This is a genomic window from Actinoplanes sp. NPDC051346, from assembly GCF_040682215.1.
Lineage (GTDB): Bacteria > Actinomycetota > Actinomycetes > Mycobacteriales > Micromonosporaceae > Actinoplanes.
The window spans coordinates 75,721-97,253 of sequence record NZ_JBFBAJ010000003.1 but is presented as its reverse complement, the minus strand read 5'-3'; the positions used below and the strand labels follow the sequence as shown (position 1 = coordinate 97,253).

18 protein-coding genes are annotated in these 21,533 nt (G+C 70.6%); 11 read left to right on the top strand and 7 right to left on the bottom strand.

What is annotated here, in order from left to right:
• Nucleotides 1-5: 5 nt before the first annotated feature.
• Nucleotides 6-473 (bottom strand): MarR family transcriptional regulator, encoded by a 468-nt coding sequence (locus AB0M36_RS08745; RefSeq protein WP_364154515.1) that lies wholly within the window; start codon nucleotides 471-473, stop codon nucleotides 6-8.
• Between the two features lie 110 nt (nucleotides 474-583).
• Between AB0M36_RS08745 and AB0M36_RS08740 the strand changes: the two genes are divergently transcribed.
• Nucleotides 584-3,835: an efflux RND transporter permease subunit gene (locus tag AB0M36_RS08740; protein WP_364154513.1), complete on the top strand. Its 3,252-nt coding sequence runs from the start codon at nucleotides 584-586 to the stop codon at nucleotides 3,833-3,835.
• Between the two features lie 108 nt (nucleotides 3,836-3,943).
• Complete coding sequence (locus tag AB0M36_RS08735; RefSeq protein ID WP_364154510.1) at nucleotides 3,944-5,206, top strand: MFS transporter; 1,263 nt, start codon at nucleotides 3,944-3,946, stop codon at nucleotides 5,204-5,206.
• Here the strand turns inward: AB0M36_RS08735 and AB0M36_RS08730 are convergent.
• Nucleotides 5,176-5,649, bottom strand: coding sequence for a hypothetical protein (locus tag AB0M36_RS08730; RefSeq protein WP_364154508.1), 474 nt, complete (start codon nucleotides 5,647-5,649; stop codon nucleotides 5,176-5,178). The genes AB0M36_RS08735 and AB0M36_RS08730 overlap by 31 nt on opposite strands.
• A gap of 99 nt (nucleotides 5,650-5,748) precedes the next feature.
• On the opposite strand from AB0M36_RS08730, the gene thrB reads away from it, so the two are divergent.
• The 3 genes from thrB to AB0M36_RS08715 all read left to right on the top strand — a co-directional run bounded on the left by thrB (nucleotide 5,749) and on the right by AB0M36_RS08715 (nucleotide 10,369).
• Nucleotides 5,749-6,684 (top strand): homoserine kinase, encoded by a 936-nt coding sequence (gene thrB, locus AB0M36_RS08725; RefSeq protein ID WP_364154505.1) that lies wholly within the window; start codon nucleotides 5,749-5,751, stop codon nucleotides 6,682-6,684.
• 299 nt (nucleotides 6,685-6,983) lie between these two features.
• Entirely contained in the window at nucleotides 6,984-9,053 is a 2,070-nt protein-coding gene (gene rho / locus AB0M36_RS08720) for a transcription termination factor Rho (protein WP_364154502.1), read from the top strand.
• Nucleotides 9,054-9,214: 161 nt separating this feature from the next.
• Nucleotides 9,215-10,369 (top strand): nitric oxide synthase oxygenase, encoded by a 1,155-nt coding sequence (locus AB0M36_RS08715; protein ID WP_364154500.1) that lies wholly within the window; start codon nucleotides 9,215-9,217, stop codon nucleotides 10,367-10,369.
• On the opposite strand, the gene AB0M36_RS08710 is transcribed toward AB0M36_RS08715, so the two are convergent.
• Genes AB0M36_RS08710 through AB0M36_RS08700 form a run of 3 tightly spaced genes read right to left on the bottom strand, consistent with a single transcriptional unit; the run spans nucleotide 10,366 to nucleotide 12,970 of the window.
• On the bottom strand, nucleotides 10,366-10,998 hold the full coding sequence (locus tag AB0M36_RS08710; RefSeq protein WP_364154497.1) for an RNA ligase family protein: 633 nt from the start codon (nucleotides 10,996-10,998) through the stop codon (nucleotides 10,366-10,368). The two genes, AB0M36_RS08715 and AB0M36_RS08710, sit on opposite strands and share 4 nt — an antisense overlap.
• On the bottom strand, nucleotides 10,998-11,894 hold the full coding sequence (locus AB0M36_RS08705; protein WP_364154496.1) for an AAA family ATPase: 897 nt from the start codon (nucleotides 11,892-11,894) through the stop codon (nucleotides 10,998-11,000). The genes AB0M36_RS08710 and AB0M36_RS08705 overlap by 1 nt, the downstream gene beginning before the upstream one ends.
• Complete coding sequence (locus tag AB0M36_RS08700; protein WP_364154493.1) at nucleotides 11,891-12,970, bottom strand: RNA ligase; 1,080 nt, start codon at nucleotides 12,968-12,970, stop codon at nucleotides 11,891-11,893. The genes AB0M36_RS08705 and AB0M36_RS08700 overlap by 4 nt, the downstream gene beginning before the upstream one ends.
• 226 nt (nucleotides 12,971-13,196) lie before the next feature.
• Here AB0M36_RS08700 and rpmE point away from each other — a divergent pair, with 226 nt between their 5' ends.
• Nucleotides 13,197-13,421 carry a 50S ribosomal protein L31 gene (rpmE, locus tag AB0M36_RS08695; RefSeq protein ID WP_364154491.1) on the top strand — a complete coding sequence of 75 codons (225 nt, stop codon included), beginning with the start codon at nucleotides 13,197-13,199 and terminating at the stop codon, nucleotides 13,419-13,421.
• Nucleotides 13,422-13,487: 66 nt separating this feature from the next.
• Nucleotides 13,488-14,579, top strand: coding sequence for a peptide chain release factor 1 (gene prfA, locus AB0M36_RS08690; RefSeq protein ID WP_364154488.1), 1,092 nt, complete (start codon nucleotides 13,488-13,490; stop codon nucleotides 14,577-14,579).
• On the opposite strand, the gene AB0M36_RS08685 is transcribed toward prfA, so the two are convergent.
• Nucleotides 14,563-15,930 (bottom strand): PQQ-binding-like beta-propeller repeat protein, encoded by a 1,368-nt coding sequence (locus AB0M36_RS08685; protein WP_364154486.1) that lies wholly within the window; start codon nucleotides 15,928-15,930, stop codon nucleotides 14,563-14,565. The two genes, prfA and AB0M36_RS08685, sit on opposite strands and share 17 nt — an antisense overlap.
• 16 nt (nucleotides 15,931-15,946) lie before the next feature.
• The gene (locus tag AB0M36_RS08680) at nucleotides 15,947-17,452 is read right to left on the bottom strand and encodes a GGDEF domain-containing protein (RefSeq protein WP_364154483.1); all 1,506 of its coding nucleotides are present in this window, start codon (nucleotides 17,450-17,452) and stop codon (nucleotides 15,947-15,949) included.
• Between the two features lie 96 nt (nucleotides 17,453-17,548).
• Between AB0M36_RS08680 and prmC the strand changes: the two genes are divergently transcribed.
• From prmC to AB0M36_RS08660, 4 genes are read left to right on the top strand one after another with little or no spacing between them, the layout of a single operon-like run.
• Entirely contained in the window at nucleotides 17,549-18,424 is an 876-nt protein-coding gene (gene prmC, locus AB0M36_RS08675) for a peptide chain release factor N(5)-glutamine methyltransferase (protein ID WP_364154481.1), read from the top strand.
• A gap of 37 nt (nucleotides 18,425-18,461) precedes the next feature.
• On the top strand, nucleotides 18,462-19,106 hold the full coding sequence (locus AB0M36_RS08670) for an L-threonylcarbamoyladenylate synthase (RefSeq protein WP_364155390.1): 645 nt from the start codon (nucleotides 18,462-18,464) through the stop codon (nucleotides 19,104-19,106).
• 2 nt (nucleotides 19,107-19,108) lie between these two features.
• Nucleotides 19,109-19,735 carry a phosphotyrosine protein phosphatase gene (locus tag AB0M36_RS08665; protein ID WP_364154478.1) on the top strand — a complete coding sequence of 209 codons (627 nt, stop codon included), beginning with the start codon at nucleotides 19,109-19,111 and terminating at the stop codon, nucleotides 19,733-19,735.
• Nucleotides 19,732-20,667, top strand: coding sequence for an L-threonylcarbamoyladenylate synthase (locus AB0M36_RS08660; protein WP_364154476.1), 936 nt, complete (start codon nucleotides 19,732-19,734; stop codon nucleotides 20,665-20,667). The genes AB0M36_RS08665 and AB0M36_RS08660 overlap by 4 nt, the downstream gene beginning before the upstream one ends.
• Nucleotides 20,668-21,533 lie beyond the last annotated feature (866 nt).

Here is a 21,533-nt window from a genome sequence, read left to right as displayed (position 1 = left end):
GGCCCCTACCGCGGGCCTGAGGGAGCCTGCGCGGGGGAGTCCTCGGCGGCGACCCGGACCATCGCCAGCATGGCGTCGCGTACCGTGCGCAGCTCTTCGTCGGTGAGCTTGCGCAAGAGCCTGGCGTGCTTCTCCGCGCCCGCGGTGATGATCTTCGACATCAGGGCCTGACCGGCCGGGCTCAGGCTGATGCGCCGCACCCGGCGGTCGTGCGGATCCTCGGTGCGTGCCACGAGATCCTGGGCCACCAGCCGGTCGATCATGCCGCTCAGCGTCGCCAGGCTCACCCCGAGCAGCCCGGCCAGCTCGCGGCCCGACGTGTCGCCCAATCTGAAGAGAAGCAGCAGAATCTTGAGCTGCGACATGGTGAGCTGGGACGTGAAGAGCGGATCCGAGCGGTCGTACGCGAACAGGTGCTGGAGCTGCTGTTGGGCGCCCATGATGTCGGCGATGAGTCGTTCGTTGTCGACCATCGCACCTCCCGCCTCGTGCGCCGATCGCCGCGGGACATCGACCCCGGCGAAAATCATTTGTTCGCGTCAGGCAAACTATATGCCTTAGACGAACTTTCTCGGGGGAGCACATGTCATTCCTGACCAGGCTCAGTCTCGCTAACCGGGGGCTGGTCGCCCTCATCGCGGTGGTGATCACCGGCTTCGGCGTCTACGCCATTCCGTCCCTCAAGCAGCAGCTCCTGCCGTCGCTGGAATTCCCCGGCGCGTTCATCGGCGTGGTCCTGCCGGGCGCCAGCCCGGAGATCATGGAAGAGCAGGTCACCAAGCCGATCGAGGACGCGGTCAAGGGCGCCGACGGTCTGGACACCATCCAGTCGACCACCCGCGAGGGCTCGGCCACGATCCTCGTCCAGTACGAGTTCGGCACCGACCTCGACAACGCGATCAACCAGCTCACGACCTCGGTCAACCGGATCCAGCCCACGCTCCCCGACAACGTCGAGCCGACGATCTTCGCCGGCGGCACCGACGACATCCCGGCAATCGTTCTCGCCGCGACCGGCGGCTCCGGCCAGTCCGACCTCGCGCAGCGGTTGCAGCGCAACGTCGTACCGGAGCTCAACGCGATCGACGGCGTGCGTGACGTGCAGATCACCGGGACCCGCAGCGAGCAGATCCTGATCAAGCCCGACCTCGCCAAGCTGGGCGCCGCCGGCGCCGATCCCCGCGCCATCGCCACCCTGTTGCAGAACAACGGCATCTCCGTCCCGGCCGGCGCCCTCACCGCCGACGGTCGCTCGCTGAGCGTGCAGGTCGGCACCCCGATCACCTCGGTGGACCAGCTCCGGGAGCTCTACCTCAACGGCAGCAAGGGTCCGGTCAAGCTCGGCGAGGTCGCCACGGTCACCAGCGAGCTCGCCACGGCGACCTCGTTCACCCGTACGGACGGCGTCGAGAGTCTGGGCCTGGCGGTCACCGCCGCCCCCGACGGCAACGCGGTCGCGATCTCGCACGCGGTCCGGGAGAAGCTCGCCGACCTGCAGACCGCCTCCGGTGCCAAGCTCACCGTCATCACCGACCAGGCGCCGTTCGTCGAGCGCTCCATCGAGAGCCTGACCACCGAGGGCCTGCTCGGCCTGGTCATGGCCGTGATCGTCATCCTGGTCTTCCTGCTGTCGGTGCGGTCCACCCTGGTCACCGCGGTGTCCATCCCGCTGTCGGTGCTGATCGCGCTCATCGGGCTGTGGATCGGCGACTATTCGCTCAACCTGCTCACCCTCGGCGCGTTGACCATCGCGGTCGGCCGCGTCGTGGACGACTCGATCGTCGTGCTCGAGAACATCAAACGCCATCTCGGGTACGGCGAAGCGAAGGTGCACGCGATCATGTCCGGCGTGAAGGAGGTCTCCGGTGCGGTGACCGCCTCGACGCTGACCACGGTCGCGGTGTTCGCCCCGATCGCCCTCGTCGGCGGCTTCGTCGGGCAGTTGTTCGCCCCGTTCGCCATCACCGTCACCGTGGCGCTCATGGCCTCGCTGTTCGTGTCGTTGACCGTCGTGCCCGTGCTGGCGTACTGGTTCCTGCGCCCCGCGGCCGGCGGCAGCGAGTCCGAGGCCGTGCGTCTCGCCGCCGAGGAGAAGGAGCTCCGCAGCCCGCTGCAGCGCTCCTACCTGCCGATCATCCGCTGGGTCACCCGCAGCCGGATGACCCGCTGGGTCACGGTGGCGCTCGGCGTGGTGGTGCTGATCGGAACGATGGTGCTGGCCGGCAAGCTCGAGACCAACTTCCTCGACGAGTCCGGCCAGGACACCATCACCGTCAACCAGGACCTGCCGGTCGGCACCAGCCTCGCGGTCACCAACGACGCCGCCAAGAAGGTGGAGGCCGTGCTCGCGGCCCGGGGCGACGTCGAGACCTACCAGGTGACCGTCGGCAACGGCGAGTTCAACCCGTTCGTCGGCTCCGGCGGTGCCAGCGGCGCCAGCTTCAACGTCTCCCTCAAGGATGACGCCGACGCGGTCAAGATCTCCGACGAGCTGCGCGAGAAGTTCAAGGGCATGACCGACGTCGGCGAGGTCACCGTCGGCGGTGACAACGGCTCCGGCTTCAACGCCAACGAGCTCGCGGTCGTCGTGCAGGCCGCCGACCAGAAGACCCTCGCCGAGGCGACCAAGCTGGTCGAGCAGGCGATGGCCGGCACCAAGGACGTCGCCGACGTGAGCACCTCGCTCGCCGCCAGCGTGCCCCGGCTGGAAGTGGTCGTGGACCGGGCCGAGGCGGCCCGCCGTGGCCTGACCGAGGCCGCCGTCGGCCAGGCGGTCGCCGGATCGTTCCGCTCGGCACCGGCCGGGCAGATCACGGTCGACGGGGCGAGCCGGGATGTGGTTGTCACGCTGGGCGCGCCGCCCGCCGACGCCGCCGCCCTGCGCAAGCTGCCGATCACGACGCCGGCCGGCCAGGCCGTGCCGCTGGACACCCTCGCGGACATCAAGGAGGTCGACGGTCCGGAGGAGGTCACCCGGATCGACGGCGACCGCAGCGCCACGATCAAGGGCACCGCCACCGGCTCCAACGTCGGCGCGACGACCAAGGACCTGACGAAGCGGCTCGACGCGCTCAAGCTGCCGGGCGGGGCGAAGAAGACGATCGGCGGCGTCAGCCAGGAGCAGGCCGAGGCGTTCGCCGACCTCGGGCTCGCGGTTCTCGCCGCCATCGCGATCGTCTTCGTCATCATGGTGGCGACGTTCCGCAGCCTGCTCCAGCCGCTGTTGCTGCTGATCTCGATTCCGTTCGCGGCCACGGGCGCGATCGCGTTGCTGCTCGCGACGGGCACCCCACTCGGTGTGCCGGCCTTGATCGGCGTCCTCATGCTGGTCGGCATCGTGGTGACGAACGCCATCGTGCTGATGGACCTCATCAACCATTACCGGGTCGCCGGCATGGGTGTGCAGGAAGCGGTCATCGAGGGCGGCCGGCACCGGCTGCGCCCGATCCTCATGACGGCCATCGCGACCATCTTCGCGCTGCTGCCGATGGCGATGGGGCTGACCGGAGAGGGCGGCTTCATCTCACAACCGCTGGCCGTCGTCGTCATCGGTGGCCTGGTGAGCTCCACGTTGCTGACGCTGGTGCTGGTGCCGACCCTTTACACGATGGTGGAGCACACCAAGTTGAAGGGTCGCGAGCGGCGGGAACGCCGGCGGGCCCGCAAGGCGGTCGAGGCCAGCGGGGCGTCGGACCAGCCGCCGGCCGCCGACCGACCCGACGCGCCGAAACACGCGGCGGCCGGGCCCGAGGACCCGGTCGCGGTGACAAATCTGGCGACGCCGGACTCCAGCGGCGGTGCGCACGAGGCGCCGGCGGGCAACCCGGCACACTGACCGGCCGTTCGTGGACCTGACCGGGTGACCGGTCGGGCCGCGGACCCTTACCAGCGGCGGTACTGGCCGCTCCGGCATGCGTCGGGGCGGCCGGTACTGTTCGCGTACGTGGCAACTCCGCTCTCGGTCCTTACCCGCAACCGCGACTTCCGCCGCCTCTTCGCCGCGGAGCTGGTCGTCTTCGGCGCCGACTGGTTCGTCATGGTGCCGCTGCTCGTGTTGCTGCCCGAGCTGACCGGCAGCGGCGTGTGGGGCGCGCTCGTGCTCGCCGCCGACACCGGGATCACCGCGGTGCTGTTGCCGTACGCGGGCACGGTCGCCGACCGCCGCGACCGTCGAACGATCCTCATCGCCGCCAACGTGGCCGCGCTCGTCGCCACGTCGCTGCTGTTCCTGGTCCAGTCGGCGGCCACCGCCCCGCTCGCCCTCGTCGCCATCGGCGCGGTCGCCGTGGCCAAGGCGTTCTACTCCCCGGCGGCGTCGGCGGCGCTGCCGAACGTGGTCGATCCCGAGGACCTCGCCGCGGCCAACGCGGTGGCCGGCTCGGCGTGGGGCACGATGACGATCGTCGGCGCGTCCCTGGGCGGCATCGTGAGCGGCGCGTTCGGGCCGTACGTGAGCTTCGGGGTGGCCGCGGTCGGCCTGCTGGCGGCGGCCGTCCTGACGTTCCTGATTAGGCGGCCGTTGCAGGCCCCGCGGGACGCGTCGGCCCCGACGCCCCGTGCCTGGCACGCGCTGATCGAGGCGCTGCGTTACATCGGTGGCCGGCCACGGATCCGGGCGCTGGTGACGGTGAAGTCGGCGGTCGGGCTCGGCAACGGGGTACTCACGGTCTTCCCGCTGCTCGCCGGCCTCTACGGGGCGGGCTCTATCGGCACGGGTCTGCTGTTCGCCCTGCGCGGGGCCGGCGCTCTGATCGGCCCACTGGTGATGCGGCGGGTGCTCGACCACCGCTCCTGGCTCCTACCCGGCCTGGCCCTCTCCATGGGCCTCTATGGCCTCGGCTACCTCGGCGTGGCGTTCGCGCCGTGGTTCCCGCTCGTGCTGGCGCTGGTCTTCGTGGCCCACTTCGCCGGTGGCACCAACTGGGTGCTGTCCAACTACGCGTTGCAGGGCGAGGTGCCGGACCGGCTTCGCGGACGGGTCTTCGCCACCGACATGATGCTGGCGACGCTGGCGATCTCGGTCAGCCAGCTCGGTGCGGCCCTCTTTGTGGACCACGTCGAACCGCGGGTCATCCTGATCGCCTGCGGCCTGATCACGCTGCTCTACGCGATCGGCTGGCGGGCGGCGACCCGCAACCTGTCCCTGGCGGACACCTCCCCGCCGGTGGAGGACGCCTACGAAGGACGGGCCCAGTCGGTCGACTGATCGGTCGTGGGCGGCTGATGACCGGCCGGACCCTGAACCGGGAAAGCGGTATTCTCCGGCGTCAGCGCCGACGGCACCGGTGCGCCGAAGGGCCCGGGCGTCGGCGCGCCGCCGGCTTGCGCGCGGGCGAGCACCGCGGCGATGAGCACAGCGAGGCCGGCTGCCGACAGAAGGGTGACCACGATACTCACCACCCTGGTCAGCCTCAGGTAATCCTGCTGCTCGAGATATACGGGGGAATACATGAGCAGCGGGAACGCGAGGTCCCAGAGCAAGCTGAGCAGCTTGCTCACCAGCAGCACGCTCAGCCCCAGCCGAGCTAGCGTCACACTGCGTGGTCCCAAGCGGGCGCGTCGGGCCGAGAGCAGGGCGAGCCCGGCGATCAGCACGGCCAGCAGCGGCGAGTGGCCGGCGATGGTCAACAGCACGAACTCGAGAGTCATGACTGCGACCGTAGCGGAGGCGTACGACGTTTCGGAGCCCCGCATTCGGTCGGGGCGGCTGGTGACGCGCCGTCATTGATCAAGGCCTAGCATGTGGCGATGGGCCTGACCTTCGTCTCCGAGCCGGTGCGGGTGCGGACCCCGGCCACCAGCGCCAACCTCGGCCCGGGCTTCGACGCGCTGGGTCTCGCGCTCAGCCTCCACGACGACCTGTCCGCCCGCGTGGCCGGTGACCGTTTCACCGTCGCCGTGTCGGGGGAGGGCGCCGGCGATCTGCCGGACGACGAGTCCCACCTGGTCGTGCGGGCGATGCTGCGCACGTTCGACGAGCTGGGCGGGCGGCCTAGCGGAGTCGCCGTCGAGTGCGTCAATCGGATTCCCCAGGCGCGTGGGCTCGGCTCCTCCTCCGCCGCGATCGTCGGTGGCGTGCAGCTGGCCCGGGGTCTGGCCAAAGGACAGCTGTCCGACGCCGACGCGTTGCGGATCGCCGCCGAGTTGGAGGGGCACCCCGACAACGTCGCGCCGTGCCTGCTCGGTGGCTTCACCATCGCCTGGACGGAGGCCTCCGGGGCGCGGGCCGTGCGGTTGGGCACCGCTGAGGGCGTACACCCGACGATCTTCGTTCCGCAGGAACGCGGCCTGACCTCGACGGCGCGGGCGGCGCTGCCGCCGAGCGTGCCGCACTCCGACGCCGCGTTCAACGCCGGGCGGGCGGCGCTGCTCGTGCACGCGCTCGGCGCCGACCCCAGTCTGCTCTTCCCGGCGACCGAGGACCGGTTGCACCAGGATTACCGGGCCGAGGCGATGCCGGGCACGGCCTCACTCGTCGCGTCGCTGCGGTCGCTCGGTGTGGCTGCCGTGGTCAGTGGGGCGGGGCCGACCGTGCTGGCATTGAGCCCGATTCCGGCCGATTTTAGCCCTGGATCGGCGTGGCGCGCCGAGACGTTGAGCGTGGATGTCGACGGAGCCCTTGCCAGAGGGAGTATGGTGGAACACGCCGAGCGGGACCCTGTTGCCGCAGGTCGTCAGAGTTGACTACGCTCAAGACCTAGCACAGCCGCGAAGCAAGCGATCTCTGCGGTTCGGCGCGCACCCCCGAGACATATGCCGATCTGGCTCGTCTCAATTCTTTTCAAGGCACACGCCGAGCAGCAGGTCATCAGATCGCTGCACTCGCCGAGACCTACCCGTCAATGGACGATGGGTCGGGAAACCGTCGAGCTGCCGTGCTGCAAAACTCCCGCCCCGCAGTTGCGAAGCGGGTTCCGAGGGCACCCGGCCACCAGGCTGCTGCAGACCCGGGTGGTCTTGGCTTTTTCGACGGAAGGAATCCATTGAGCGACACCACCGACGTGACGTCGGGTGTTTCTGACGTCGCTGACGACGGCGCCACCACCGCGGCTGTCACCAAGCGCCGCCGCGGCGGCACCGGGCTGTCCGCGATGCTGCTGCCCGAGTTGCAGAGTCTCGCCGCCTCCCTCGGCATCTCCGGCACCGCCCGGATGCGCAAGGGTGAGCTGATCGCCGCGATCTCGGAGCGTCAGAGCGGCGGGGCTCCGGCCGCCGCCGAGAACACTCCGCGCCCGCGCCGCAGCAACGGTGCCGCAGCGGCATCGGCAAACGCCGCTCCAGCGGCCGAGCCGGCCCGCACCGAGTCCGCCCCGGCCTGCGCGCCCGCCGCCACCTCCGCGGCCGGGCAGCAGGCCCCGGCGGCCGCACAGTCGGCCCCCGCGGCCGCGCAGTCGGCTCCCACGGCCGCGCAGTCGGCTCCGGCGGCCGGGCAGTCGGCCGGCGCTCCGGCGACCGAGCAGGCTCCCGCCACCGAGCAGGCCGAGCCCGAGCAGGGCCGCCGCAGCCGGCGCGACCGCCAGGAGCGTCCGGAGCGGCAGGAGCGCGAGCCGCGCGAGCAGGGCGACACCCGCACCGAGAGCGCCGAGAGCGGCGATCGGGCGGAGCGCACCGACCGGCCCGAGCGCGGCGATCGCAACCGCGACCGGCAGCGCAACCAGCAGCGCCCCGAGGGCGGCGACCGCAATGACCGCGGTGACCGTAACGACCGTGGTGACCGCAACGACCGGGGACCGCGCAACGACAGCCACGACGACGACGACAACGAGAACGGCGAGGGTGGCCGGCGCAGCCGGCGCAGCCGCTTCCGGGACCGTCGTCGCGGTCGGGACCGCGACGGGGAAGCCGTTCGTGAGGGCGGTCGCGAGAGCGGCGGCCGGGACGGCGGCCGCGAGCCGCACGTCAACGAGGACGACGTCCTCGTGCCGGTGGCCGGCATCCTCGACGTCCTCGACAACTACGCGTTCGTGCGGACGACCGGTTACCTCTCTGGCCCCAACGATGTCTATGTGTCGATGTCGCAGGTCAAGAAGCACGGGCTGCGCCGTGGCGACGCCGTCACCGGCGCCGTGCGGGCCGCCGCGCGCGACGGTGGTGGTGGCGACCAGCGGCGCGACAAGTACAACCCGCTGGTGCGTCTGGACACCATCAACGGGATGGAGCCCGAGGAGGCCCGCCGCCGCCCCGAGTTCTACAAGCTCACCCCGCTCTATCCGCAGGAGCGGCTGCGGCTGGAGACCGAGGCGCACATCCTGACCACGCGCGTCATCGACCTGGTGATGCCGCTGGGCAAGGGCCAGCGTGCCCTGATCGTCTCGCCGCCGAAGGCCGGTAAGACGATGGTGTTGCAGGCGATCGCCAACGCGATCACCCACAACAACCCCGAGTGCCACCTGATGGTCGTGCTGGTCGACGAGCGGCCCGAAGAGGTCACCGACATGCAGCGCTCGGTCAAGGGCGAGGTCATCGCGGCCACGTTCGACCGGCCGCCGCAGGACCACACCACGGTCGCCGAGCTGGCGATCGAGCGGGCCAAGCGCCTGGTCGAGCTGGGCCACGACGTGGTCGTGCTGCTCGACTCGGTGACCCGGCTCGGCCGGTCGTACAACCTGGCGGCGCCGGCCTCCGGCCGCATCATGTCCGGTGGTATCGACTCGACCGCGCTCTACCCGCCGAAGCGGTTCCTCGGCGCGGCGCGCAACATCGAGAACGGTGGCTCGCTGACGATCCTCGCGACCGCGCTGGTGGAGACGGGCTCGATGATGGACACCGTCATCTTCGAGGAGTTCAAGGGCACGGGCAACGCCGAGCTCAAGCTCGACCGGAAGATCGCCGACCGGCGGACCTTCCCGGCCATCGACATCCACCCGTCCGGCACCCGCAAGGAAGAGATCCTGCTCGGCAAGGAGGAGCTGGCGATCGTCCACAAGCTGCGCAAGGTGCTGAGCTCGCTGGAGTCGTCGGCGGCGTTGGACCTGTTGCTCGACCGGCTCAAGCAGTCCCGGACGAACATCGAATTCCTGATGCAAATTGCGAAGTCGACTCCGGGGGAGTGAGTAATTTTCCCGATGTCGGTTAAGTAAGGGTCAAAAGCACCCGAAAAGGGGCGGTCACCGCAAGGTGGCCGCCCCTTTGTCGCACATCGAGTGCGATTCGTCTCGTAAGGGGTCGTGCGAACCTCCGGTATCACCTACTCGATTTGGGGGAGGGGCGCTCGATGATCGTGCCTGGTTACCGGGACAATCCGCCGACTCGGTGGGACCCCGTCGCTCCTGTCGATCCGAACGAGGCGGAGGAATTCCTGCGCCAGTGCTACCTGGAAAATCCGCGGCTCGGCCCGGTCGAGCCGCGGCTGGCCATCGTTCGCGCGCAGATCGCCGCCACCGGCACCTACGTGCACACCCCCGACGAGCTCTCCTATGGCGCCAAGATGGCCTGGCGCAACTCGAGCCGGTGCATCGGCCGGCTCTACTGGCGCAGCCTGGTCGTCCTGGACCGGCGCCGCGCCCGGACCGCCGACGAGATCTTCTCCCTGCTCGTGCACCACCTCCAGGCCGCCGGTGGCGCACAGCGGGACGGTGGCAAGATCCGCCCGGTCATCAGCATCTTCGCCGCGGCGCAGCCGGGCCAGCCGTACGCGAAGGTCTGGAACGAGCAACTCGTCCGCTACGCCGGCTACCGCACGGACGGCGCCGTCGTGGGCGACCCGCGGATGGCCGACTTCACCGCGGCGATGCAGGGATTCGGCTGGCAGGGCAAGGGCGACGCGTTCGACATCCTCCCGCTCGCCGTGCAAGTTCCCGGAGAGTCCGTACGCCTCTACGAACTCCCGGAACGCGCGGTCCTCGAGGTTCCCGTCAGCCACCCCGAATTCGGCTGGTTCGCCGAGCTGGGCCTGCGCTGGCACGCGGTTCCGGCCATCTCCAACATGCGCCTGACCATCGGCGGCGTGAACTACCCGCTGGCACCCTTCAACGGCTGGTACATGGGCAGCGAGATCGGCGCCCGCAACTTCGCCGACGCGGACCGCTACAACATGCTGCCGACCGTGGCGGAGCGCATGGGGCTCGACATGAGCAGCGAGTCCACCCTGTGGCGCGACCGCGCCCTCGTCGAACTCAACCGCGCGGTGCTGTGGTCCTTCGAGAAGGCGGGCGTACGGATCAGCGACCACCACACCGAATCGCAGCGCTTCATGAGCCACCTGCGCAACGAGGAGAAAGCGGGCCGTCCCGTGCCCGCCGACTGGACCTGGATCGTCCCGCCAATCTCCGGAGGCATCACGCCGGTCTTCCACCGCTACTACGCGGAAATGGACCTGCGCCCCAATTTCTACCCACTAGAGAACACGTGCCCGTATTCGCAGAACTAGGCGAATTCGTTGACGGCGAAATCGTCGCGGTGGCGCCACGAGGCGTCCGTGCGGACGTGCTCCGCGCGTACCCATTTGAGGAGCTTGACGCTGAATTCGTCGGCCGGGATGCGGCCGGCGCTGCGCACGACGAAGCCCTCGGATGTCTCGGGCGTGTGCCGCCGCGCCCATGCCGAGCGCGCCTCGCTCAGGCTGCCGCCGCGGTAGAGGACCGGCACCACGGGCAGTTCGAGGCGCTGCGCCCAGTCGACCGTGTCGTCCCAGCCGAGCAGCGTGCCGGTCTCGTCCCAGATGCCGAAGACGATGAAGACGCCGGGCAGATCCCGGTAGGCGATGCTGCGCCGCGCCCACATGGACTCGCCGCAGACCCGCCAGTCGTCCGGGATCCGGTACGCCGTCATCGCCCACAGTGCCTTCGCCGGCCGGTCCCACGGCTGGGTGCCGGAGTCGAGGGACCGGGCGTACATGGCGTCGCGGGTGAAGGTGAGGTTGCCGCCGTCGAGCTTCTCCGTCACGACAAGCTCACCGTCCAGCCAGGACAGATCCTGCTGCACCTTGTCGTCGTCCGTGGCTCCGGGTGAGTCGGGCAGGTGGAAGGTCCGCGGATACTTTCCCGCCTGCCCGCTCATCAGAAGTCCCCCTCCGCCACCTGGAACACGGTCAGCCCCAGGGCACGCCACATGCGCACGACCTGCTGCCGGTCGTCGAAGACGCCGACGACCCGCCAGCGGTCCCGGATCTCCTCGTCGAAGATCTCCCGCTTGACGATCGCGTCCTTACGCGAATCGCCCTCGGGCCGCATGAAGAGTCCTTCGTACGGCACGCCGACGTAAAGGTCCAGCCAGGCCTCGGTCTCCGCCCGGCAGACCGCGTCGCGACCGGAGCAGAAGACGACGGCGTGGCCGGCCGCGTGCATCGCCCGGACCGCCGCGATGACGGCCGGGTTCGGCAGGTCCGAGCCGACCCGGGACCAATCGAAGGGGCTGCGGTCGTGCATCAGCGCGACCGTGCCGTCGATGTCGACCAGCACGACCGGCGGCAGGTCCTCCTCCGGCGCGTAGACGATCCCGGGGCCGCCCGGGTCGACCCACGGCACGGGCAGCGGCAGGTTCTTGCCGGCCAGGTAGCGCTCGTGCATGCGGCGGATCGCCGCCTCGCCGACCCGGTCGTCCGCCGCGCGCTCGGCGTCGCGGCGTACGCATTCCTCGACGGGTACGTCGGTGAAGTCGTGCACCTCGAACGTCGCCTGGAAGCGCGCGGCGAGTTCGGCCCACTCGCGGACCGTCTTGTTCCGCAGGTTGGTGTCGTCGACGATGACGTCGCTCCGCGAGCGCAGCAGCGCCTCGACGGCCGCTCGCTGGGCCTGGGTCACCTGGGCCTCGGCCCGTTGGGTGAAGAGCCGTTCCCCGTGCAGCATCCGCCGCAGGTCGTCGCGGTTGACCCGGACGACCTGGGGCTGGAGCTTGCGCGCGAACGTGGTCTTGCCCGAGGCGGGCAGTCCCCGCGTGATCAGCAGTCTGGTCATTCCTCACTCACCTGGTTTCCACCGGGGGTCACGTCGCCGGCCGGCTTGGCGAGCTGCCACAGGCCGGGACGGTAGTCCCTGCCGTCGAGGCGCAGGAACAGCGCGGCCCGGTGCCCGCTGCGCACAGCCTGGGCCGCGAACTCGCGCCGTCCCCAACCGTCGGGAAGCTCGCCCACGATCGCCGCGAACTCCTTCTCCACCTGGGCGGCCATCTCCTCGACGGCCGCCGTCAGTGCCGTGGCGACCTCACGAACCCACGCGTGGAATTCGTCGGGCAGCGGCGCCGTCAGCGCGTCCAGGTCGCCGCCGCAGGCCAGAACCTCCCATACCGTACGGGCGGTGAGCCCCGTCACGAGCTTGTGCAGCCGGACGTACTCGGCGTACTTGATCTTCACCCGCTCGTCGGTGTCGAGCAGGTGCACCACGAGCCCCTCGCGTCCGTCGCGCGGCTCGGCGGCCAGCGCCTCGGCGAAAGTGGCGTAAGCGAACGAGTCCACGCGCGGCCCCGGCCAGTCGGGCACGGCCGTGGGGCCGAACGTCCGACCGGTCGCGATCTCGACGGCGCCGAGCAGCACCAGGTCGTCCATGCCTTCGTAGTCGACGACGATCCGGTTCTCCGGGTAGATGATCTCTACCAGCACGGTGAACCCGGCCGGCGGTGCGAAGCTCGCGTACCGGGTGCGGAGCAGGCGCGTCGCGTGCACGGCCTGATCCGAGGCGAACGACCCCCGCGTCGCCACCGCGAGCTCGTCGCCGTCGCGATAGATGATGCCGAGCGACCCGTCCGCCTTGTCGGTCACCGCCACCGGGGCGTCCGGTCGCAGCGCCGGCGCGTGCCCCTCGGTGTGGTTGAAGAACTTGGGCAGGGGACGCGCGAGCACCGTGCCGGTGGTCGGATCCACCACGAGACCGCGGCACGCGAGGGTCACCGGGGTCCATGCGGCGGCGTACTGGCAGGACTCCGTGTAGTTGTAGATCACGTACGGGCGCGACGGGTGGCGCTGCTTGCGTACGTGCCCGTTTTCGACCGCGGTGGTCAGTCCGACCGGGTCGAGGACGTCGGCGAGCAGCGTCATGGCACGTTCCTTTCCGGGTGGGAATGCTCCGAGGGCCGCTCACGTTATCGACCACGGACCCGTCATCTCGCCTGGTTTTTTGATCGAAGTTGGGTGGGCAGGCCTCCTGATTTTCAGTTGGGGTCTGTGACATGGCAGACTGGTCCATCGGCCAGCAAAAGGTTCCGGTTCACGCCCCGAGCACCCGGCGACCCGGCGACCGCTTATCGAGAGAGACCGAGAAGACATGAAGAGCGGAATCCACCCGGAGTACACGACGACCGAGGTCGTCTGCTCCTGCGGCAGCACCTTCACGACCCGCAGCACCGCCAAGGGCGCCGAGATCCGCGTCGAGACCTGCAGCGCGTGCCACCCGTTCTACACGGGCAAGCAGCGCGTGCTGGACACCGCGGGCCGGGTCGCCAAGTTCCAGGCGAAGTACGCCAAGATCAACGCCGGCAAGAAGAAGTAACTGCCGCAACGGCGCCCGGTTCCGCGATCCCGCGGGGCCGGGCGCCGTTGGTATGTAGGGGGAACCGTGAGCACTGACCGGCTGTCCACGCTGCTGAACGAGTACGCGCAGCTCGAAAAGCAGATGGAGGATCCCTCCATCCACTCCGACCAGGCCCTGGTGCGCCGGGTCGGGCGACGCTTCGCCGAGCTGGCGCCGCTGAACGCCGCACACACCGAGCTCGAGGCCGCCCGTGCCGACCTGGCCGCGGCCCGGGAGCTGGCCGCCGAGGACCCCTCGTTCGCTTCGGAGGTCGAGGCGGTCGCCGCCATGCTGCCGCCGCTGGAGGAGAAGCTCGGCGAGATGCTGATCCCGAGGGATCCGCACGACGCCAAGGACGTCATCGTCGAGATCAAGGCCGGCGAGGGCGGCCAGGAGTCGGCGCTGTTCGCCGGCGACCTGCTGCGCATGTACACCCGGTACGCCGAGCGCCGCGGCTGGACGGTCGAGGTCATCGACGCGCAGGAGTCCGACCTCGGCGGGGTCAAGGACGTCTCCGTGGCCGTCAAGACGAAGGGCCTGCCCGAGGGCGGCCACGGGGTCTGGTCGCGGCTCAAGTGGGAGGGCGGCGTGCACCGCGTCCAGCGGGTGCCGGTGACCGAGTCACAGGGCCGCATCCACACCTCCGCGGCCGGCGTGCTCGTGCTGCCCGAGGCGGAGGACGTCGACGTGCAGATCGACGCGGGCGACATCCGGATCGACGTGTTCCGCTCGTCCGGGCCCGGCGGCCAGTCCGTCAACACCACCGACTCGGCCGTGCGCATCACCCACCTGCCCACCGGCATCGTGGTGAGCTGCCAGAACGAGAAGAGCCAGCTGCAGAACCGCGAGCAGGCGATGCGGATCCTGCGGGCCCGGCTGCTGGCCGCCGCCCAGGAGGAGGCCGACGCCGCCGCCTCCGACGCGCGCAAGGCGCAGGTCCGCACGGTGGACCGGTCCGAGCGCATCCGGACGTACAACTTCCCGCAGAACCGGATCACCGATCACCGCATCGGCTACACCGCGTACAACCTGGATCTGGCGCTGGGTGGCGAGCTCGACGGGGTGCTCGACGCGCTCGGGGAGGCCGACCGGGCCGCCCGCCTGGCGGGCGGGTCGGAGATCAGCCGACGTCCGTGACCGTGAGGCGTCCGTCGGTGGTGACGCAGGCGAGCAGGGCGTTCGCGACCTGACATCTGTCGTCCAGGACGGGCGCCATCACGCCGAGCAGCTGCACCTTGCCGGTGGGGTCGACCACACCGAGGGACGTCCGGTCCACCGGCTGGGAGGCGCGGGCCAGCAGATAGGGCTTGCTCTGTGGGTTCGAGTAGTCCCACACCACGGTGCCGATGCCCAGCTCGGCGACGTGCTTGCCGGTCGCGCTGTCGATCAGGGTGTTTCGGATGTTGGCCCGTTCCTCGGAGATGCCGTCGGACGCGTCCTCCGAGAGGACGAGCATGCCGCCGGGCAACGGCAGCCCATTGGTCCCCCCGGGGACTTTCCAGCGCAGTGCGCCGGTGTCCCGCTCGTAACCGGAGGTGCCTTCCGGACCGTTGACGCACAGCACCGGGCCGCAGGGGTAGAAGCCGCCGTAAGAGCGTGCCTCGACGCGCCATTTGCGCCGCATCGTCTCGGTGTCGTACGCCGTGAGCGAGCCCTTGCCCCGCTCCACACTCTCGACATACAAAGTGCGGCTTTCCAGGATGACCTGACTGTAGGACTCGTTCGACCCGTCCTGACCCAGCCACGGCACCACAGCTCCGGCCACGAGCCGCCCGTCGGCCATGTTGTAGACCTTCACCTCGCCGCGCTTGCTGACGGTGGCCAGGCGCTCGGCCGCCGGGTCCAGCGTGCTGCCGACCGCCAGGGTTTCCGTGCCAGCGCCCGGCAGGGCCCAGAGCCGCGCTCCGTCGCGCAGCCTGACGCCGTGCAGGGTTCGCATCTCGACGCCGTCGTCGGCTCGCTCGACGAGCAGAACGCGCTCGTTGTCGACGGCGTTGGCCTCGCCGGGCAGCTTCCAGACCTGCCGGCCGGTGGCCTCGTCGAGAGCGACGGTCTCGCTGGGGAACTCGTAGGAGGACTGGCCACCGTCCGGCTCGTCGATCTCCACGGTCCGGTTGGCGCCGGGCATCAGCACCATCCCGGACCCCACCGAGCTCATCCAGGACACGCCGATCAGCTGCTTGTTCGTCCAGCGCACCTCACCGTCTCGCGCGCCGTACGCGGTGAGCTTGCCGGTATCGCTGCTCAACACGTAAACCTGGTCGGAGCCCATGGCGAAGGTCTCGCCGCCGTCCTGGAACGCGATGCTCCAGAGCCGCTGGGGGCTGTGCGACACGGGCAGCGCCGAACCGGCGAGGGTCAGCAAGCAGAGCGCCGCGACCGCCGCCACGAGCAGCCGCCGGAGATCGACACGGCGCAGCGGCCGGCGAGCCGGCTCGACCGGGCGATCCCCGTCGTCCGTGATGAGCCCGAGCTCGATGACCGTCATGCCAGGCAGCGTACGGCTAAGCGGGCGAGCGTCGGCCCGCCGCCTCGGCGAGCGCGGCGCTCAGACCGTGCGCCTGGGCGCCGACCTCCGACCAGCCGGCGGCCAGCCCGATCGGGGTGCCGGGGACGAGGACCTGCCAGTTCTCGCCGGCCGCGGCCGCGCTGATCCGGCGCGACACCTCCGCCGCCTGGGTGGAGCCGGCGCCGGGCAGGACCACCACGAACTCGTCGCCGGCGAAGCGGGCCACGAAGTCGCCTCGGCGCATGACCCGGTTGAGAATTCCGGCGACGCGCTGGAGCACCAGGTCGCCGCAGTGCCGTCCGTGGCGGGCGTTGACCGAGCTGAAGCCGATGAGGTCGCAGACGCCGATCGCCGCGCTCTCGCCGCGCGACAGCATCGCCGCGACATAGCGTTCGAGCTGCCTGCGGTTGGGCAGGCCGGTGAGCGGGTCGGTGAGGGTCTCGTCGCCGTAGCGGCCGACGTCGCGATGCGTTTCCTGGGCGTCGAGGCGGGCCGAGACCCCGTCCAGGTAACCGTCGCGGAGTCGGTCGATGCGCTGGGCGGCGAGGCGGAAGGCGTACCGGTCGGCCCGGTGTGCGGCTTCGTGGTCACCGGCCGCGGCGTGGCAGATGCTGCGCAGTCGGGCCGGCTCGGCGGGCCCGAGAATCTCCTGCGAGACCGGTACGGCATCGAGCTTGTGCAGCGCCTCCGCGGGCCGCCCGGCGGCGATGGCCAGGCAGACCCCGCCGAGGTGGCGCAGGTCGCGCGAGCGGACGCTGTCGCCGCCACCGGTGAACAGGCTCGTGACGTCGGTGTCGGTGCTCTCGCCGAGCGCGGCGCGGCGGGCGAGCGCGTAGCCGTACACGGGGCGGCTGCTGGGCCGCAGCCGGGCGTCGGCCCCGGTCGCGACGTAGCGGGTGAGCTCGGCGTCGATGTCGCGCAGCACCCGCAGGCAGCCGTCGGTGTCGCCCTGATGGTCGAGCGCTACCGCGTTGCGCAGCCGGATGCCGGGGGCGGCGAAGAGCTCCGGCGCCATGCCGCCGGCCGCGCCGACCTGGCGGGCCTGCTCGATCGCCGTGAGCGCGTGGCCGTGAAAGCCGAGGTACGAATACGCCATCGCGAGGTCGTGCCAACCCCACGCCGTCTCGGCGTCGCCGTCCGTCACGGCCGCGAGGGCGCGGGCCGCCTGGATGAGGTGGGTGACGCCGCGGTCCAGGGCGCTCTGCAGATGGGCGCCGAGCGCGGCGAAGGCGTGCATCTGGCCGCGCAGATAGGGGTCCGAGCTCTCGTGGACGGCGTTGGAGGCGAGCGTCATGGCGGTGGCGAACTCGGCCACCCGACCCAGGTTGATGAGCGCCCCGAAGCGCTGGACCAGCGCATAGGCCCGGGTCAACGGGTCGCCGGTGAGCTCGAGGACCTTGTCGAGAATCGGCAGCGCCTCGGCGGACCGGCCACCCTGCTGGAGCTCACCGGCGCGTCGCAGGTCGTCGACGCAATCCGGGAGCTGGTCCAACCACGTCATGGCGCCGCCACGGGCATTCAGCTCTCCTGCCGACGTCGTTCATCGATGGATGACCCGGCCGGCCACCGTCGCGAAACGACGTCTCATGATTATGCCGTGACAGTCGCGCATGAACACCCCTGGAGAGGCACGGACCGGACGAGGTTGGCACCCGCCCTGGCCCGGGCGGCGGCCCAGCTCGCCGAGGCCGGGGTGGAATCACCGCGCGTCGATGCGGAACTGCTCGCCGCGCACGTGCTGGACATCGGCCGCGGTCGACTGTTGCTCGTGGACACCATCCGCGGTGACGAGCTGAGCCGGTTCGAGGATCTGGTGGCCCGGCGGGCCCGGCGGATTCCCCTGCAGCACCTGCTCGGCACGGCCGCCTTCCGGCATCTCGAACTGGCCGTCGGCGACGGTGTCTTCGTGCCGCGCCCGGAGACGGAACTGCTGGCCGGGTGGGGGATCGAGCACACCGCGCCGGGCGCCACCGTGGTCGACCTATGCAGCGGCAGCGGCGCCGTCGCGCTCTCCGTCGCGGACGAATCCGGTGCGGCCCGGGTCGTGGCCGTCGAACGCTCGCCGGCGGCGTTGGTCTTTCTGCGTCGCAACGCGGCGGCTTTTCCGACGGTACGGGTAATCGAGGCCGATGTGACGGCGCCGGGTCTGTTGTCGGAGCTGTACGGGCAGGTGGACGTGGTGCTGTGCAACCCGCCGTACGTGCCGGAGGGCACCGCCGTTCCCCCGGAGGTCGCGGAGCACGACCCGGCCGAGGCGGTCTTCGGCGGCGCGGACGGCCTGAGCGTGATCCGGCCGGTGATCGCCCTCGCCGCGGCCCTGTTGCGGCCCGGCGGGGTGGTCGGAATCGAGCACGACGACGTGCACGCCGAGGCGGTGCCGGCACTGCTCGGCGCGGACGGCCGGTTCACCGAAGCCACGGGCCACCCGGACCTCGCGTGCCGGCCACGCTTCGCGACCGCCCGGCGGGTATGACGGGCGTGGCGGGCGCCATGGCAGACTGCACCTCGTGATGCTCTACGACTGCCGTGCCGTGGCCGAGCGTGATCGCGGCATCGCCGCCGCCGTGGAGGCGATCAAGAGCGGCGAGCTGGCCGTCATGCCGACCGACACGGTCTACGGCGTCGGCGCGGACGCCTTCACCGCGCACGCGGTGACCGCGCTGCAGAACGCCCGCGGCGTCGACCGCCGGGTGCCCCCGCCGGTGCTGGTCGGCTCCCGGCACACCTTGGACGGCCTGGTCTACTCGCTGCCGAAGGCGGCCCGCGAGCTGGCCGACGCGTTCTGGCCCGGCGCCCTGACGATCCTGGTGGAGCACTCGCCGAGCCTGCAGTGGGATCTCGGGGAGACCGGCGGCCGGGTGGCCGTGCGCATGCCGCTGCATCCCGTGGCGCTGGAGGTGCTGCGCGAGGTCGGCCCGATGGCCGTCACCACCGCCAACCGGGCCGGTCAGGCCGCGCCGCTCACCGCCGAGGACGCCCGCGACCAGCTCGAGTACGCGGTCCGCGTCTACCTCGAGGCCGGCGTGGCGCACGACCCGGCGCCGAGCACGATCGTCGACGTCACCGGCGACGTGCCACGGGTGCTGCGCGACGGCGCGGTGTCCTGGGAGAAGCTGCGCGACGTGGTGCCGGACATCCTGCCCGCGGGCTCCTGACCATGCCGCCGTTCACCGTCCTGCACGTGTGCCTCGGCAACATCTGCCGTTCCCCGATGGCCGAGCATCTGCTTCGGCTGGTGGTGGGCCGGCGGCTGGCCAACCTCGACCCCGGCGCGGATCCGGGCGAGCTGCTGCGCAGCGTGAGCGCCGGAACGGGCGGTTGGCACGAGGGCGAGGAGATGAATCCGCCCGCGTCCCGCCAGATCGCGCTCCGCGGCGGCGTCGTGGCGGGCTTCACGGCGCGCAAGCTGACCGGCGAGCACCTGGCGGAGGCCGGCCTGGTCCTCACCGCCACCGCCGAGCAGAGCGACTACGTGGTCTCACTCGCGCCCGGCGTCGCGTGCCGTACGTTCGTCCTCGGGCAGTTCGCCCGGCTGCTGCGCGAGCTGGACCTCGCGGAACTGCCCCCGGCCGGCACCGATCCGCGGACGTTCACCGCCCGGGCCACCGCCCTCGTCGCGGCCGCCGACCGGCGTCGCGCGCACGAGGAGCCGCTGCCCGGCGACGACCTCGACGACCCGTGGGGCCGCGGCGACCAGACCTTCCAGCGCATCGCCGAGACCATCGACGAGTCGCTGTACGCCCTGGTCGACGCCCTCCTACCCGGAGCGCCGAGGCCGGCGTGATCGTTGCCGCGGATGCCGCCGGGATCCGCCGCGCGGCCGAGTTGCTGCGCGCCGGGTCGGTCGTCGCCTTTCCCACCGAGACCGTCTACGGGCTGGGCGCCGACGCCTTCTCCGCCGAGGCGGTCGCCGAGATCTACCGGCTCAAGAACCGCCCCTCGTGGAACCCGCTGATCGTGCACGTGGCACACGTGGCGGCGGCCCGCGCCCTGGCCGCCCGCTGGCCGGCGGTGGCCGACGAGCTCGCCGCGGCGTTCTGGCCGGGGCCGCTGACCCTGGTCGTGCGCCGGGCCCCGCATCTCACCCAGATCGGCGCCGACACGGGCACGATCGCCATCCGGGTGCCCGCGCACGAGGTCGCCCTGCGGCTGCTGGAGGCCACGGATCTGCCGCTCGCCGCGCCGAGCGCCAACCGCTCGGAGAGCATCTCCCCGACGACGGCCGAGCACGTGCTGCGCAGCCTGCCGGACGTACCGATGGTGCTGGACGGCGGCCCGGCATCCTGGGGCATCGAGTCGACAGTGCTCGACGTGACCGGCGAGGTGCCGCGACTGCTGCGGCCCGGCGCGCTGGGACTGCGCGAGATCCGTGAAGTGACCGGAACGCTCGCCCTGCCCGACGAGGTGCTCGACGGCTCGGCCCGCCCCTCGCCGGGCATGAGCAGGCGCCACTACGCCCCACGCGCCAAGGTGGTGCTGACCGACGTGGTGAACCCGGCCGACCTCGACGCCTCGGTGGGCGTGCTGACGTACGAGACCGCGGACGTGCCAGGCGCGGAGGTGCTCAGCGCCGATCCCCGGGAGTACGCCGCCGACCTCTACGCGGCCCTGCACCGCCTCGACGACGCCGGCGTCACGACGATCCTCGTGCGGACGCCTCCGCCGACCGAGGAATGGCTCGCGGTCCGCGACCGACTCATGCGCGCGGCGGCATAGTTGTGATGGCCAGGGTTGCGCGATGACTCGCTCTGAGCTGTAGACGTGTGAGTGCCCCGGGTTGTGAAGCGGAGCTGACCGAGAACCGTTCCACAACCAGGATGCGTTTTTGCTTACCGCAATACCGCTTTGAACTCACGCGCACGTCTGTGTCAGGCGCGTGTGCTTCTCGATGGGGTCGCCGGTCGCCCGGGCTGGGTACGCGATCCGATGTCCTGGCGTACACCCCGCAACGCTGGCCGAGCGCGACGTTGAACTCGGCGCTGATGGTATAGGCGGCGGTTGTCGCGGCCGTCACTGCCGGCCCGCCTTTCGCAAATACTCGTCCGCAAGCTCGAATATCTGCGGTGCAAGCAACGCCTTGAGGCGGTACCGATCGGCGGCCTGTGGGCGTGCCGACCTCGACTGTGCACGCCGTAACCTGATGTCGTCGGTTCGGTGTACTTCGTTTTCGCATAGCGAATTAGCATCTACAAGTGCCAATGAGACTACAGGCCGTAACGTTTGTGTGTGAGACATCCCACATCGGCGCCAGGCGAACAGGCGCACTATCTGGCTGATCGCATCAGGGGATGACCGAGAGTAGTTTGGGGTTGCGTGCAAGACAGTTGGATCGGTAGATTTGCCTTTGCCGGTTCTACTAAGGATTCTGATCCTAGAAGTTAAGCACAGCGTCTAATCATGGGGAGAGATTCATGGCGATTTCGATGAAGCGTGCCCGCGTATCGTTCGTTGCGGGGACGACGCTATTCGCCTCGATGGCGGTTGTGGGGGTTGCTGCAGAGCCGGCATTCGCGCGTGGATGCCTTTCCATTGCCAGCAAGGTCAACCAAGGCTCTTCGAGACTGGTTACGGTCAAAAACAAC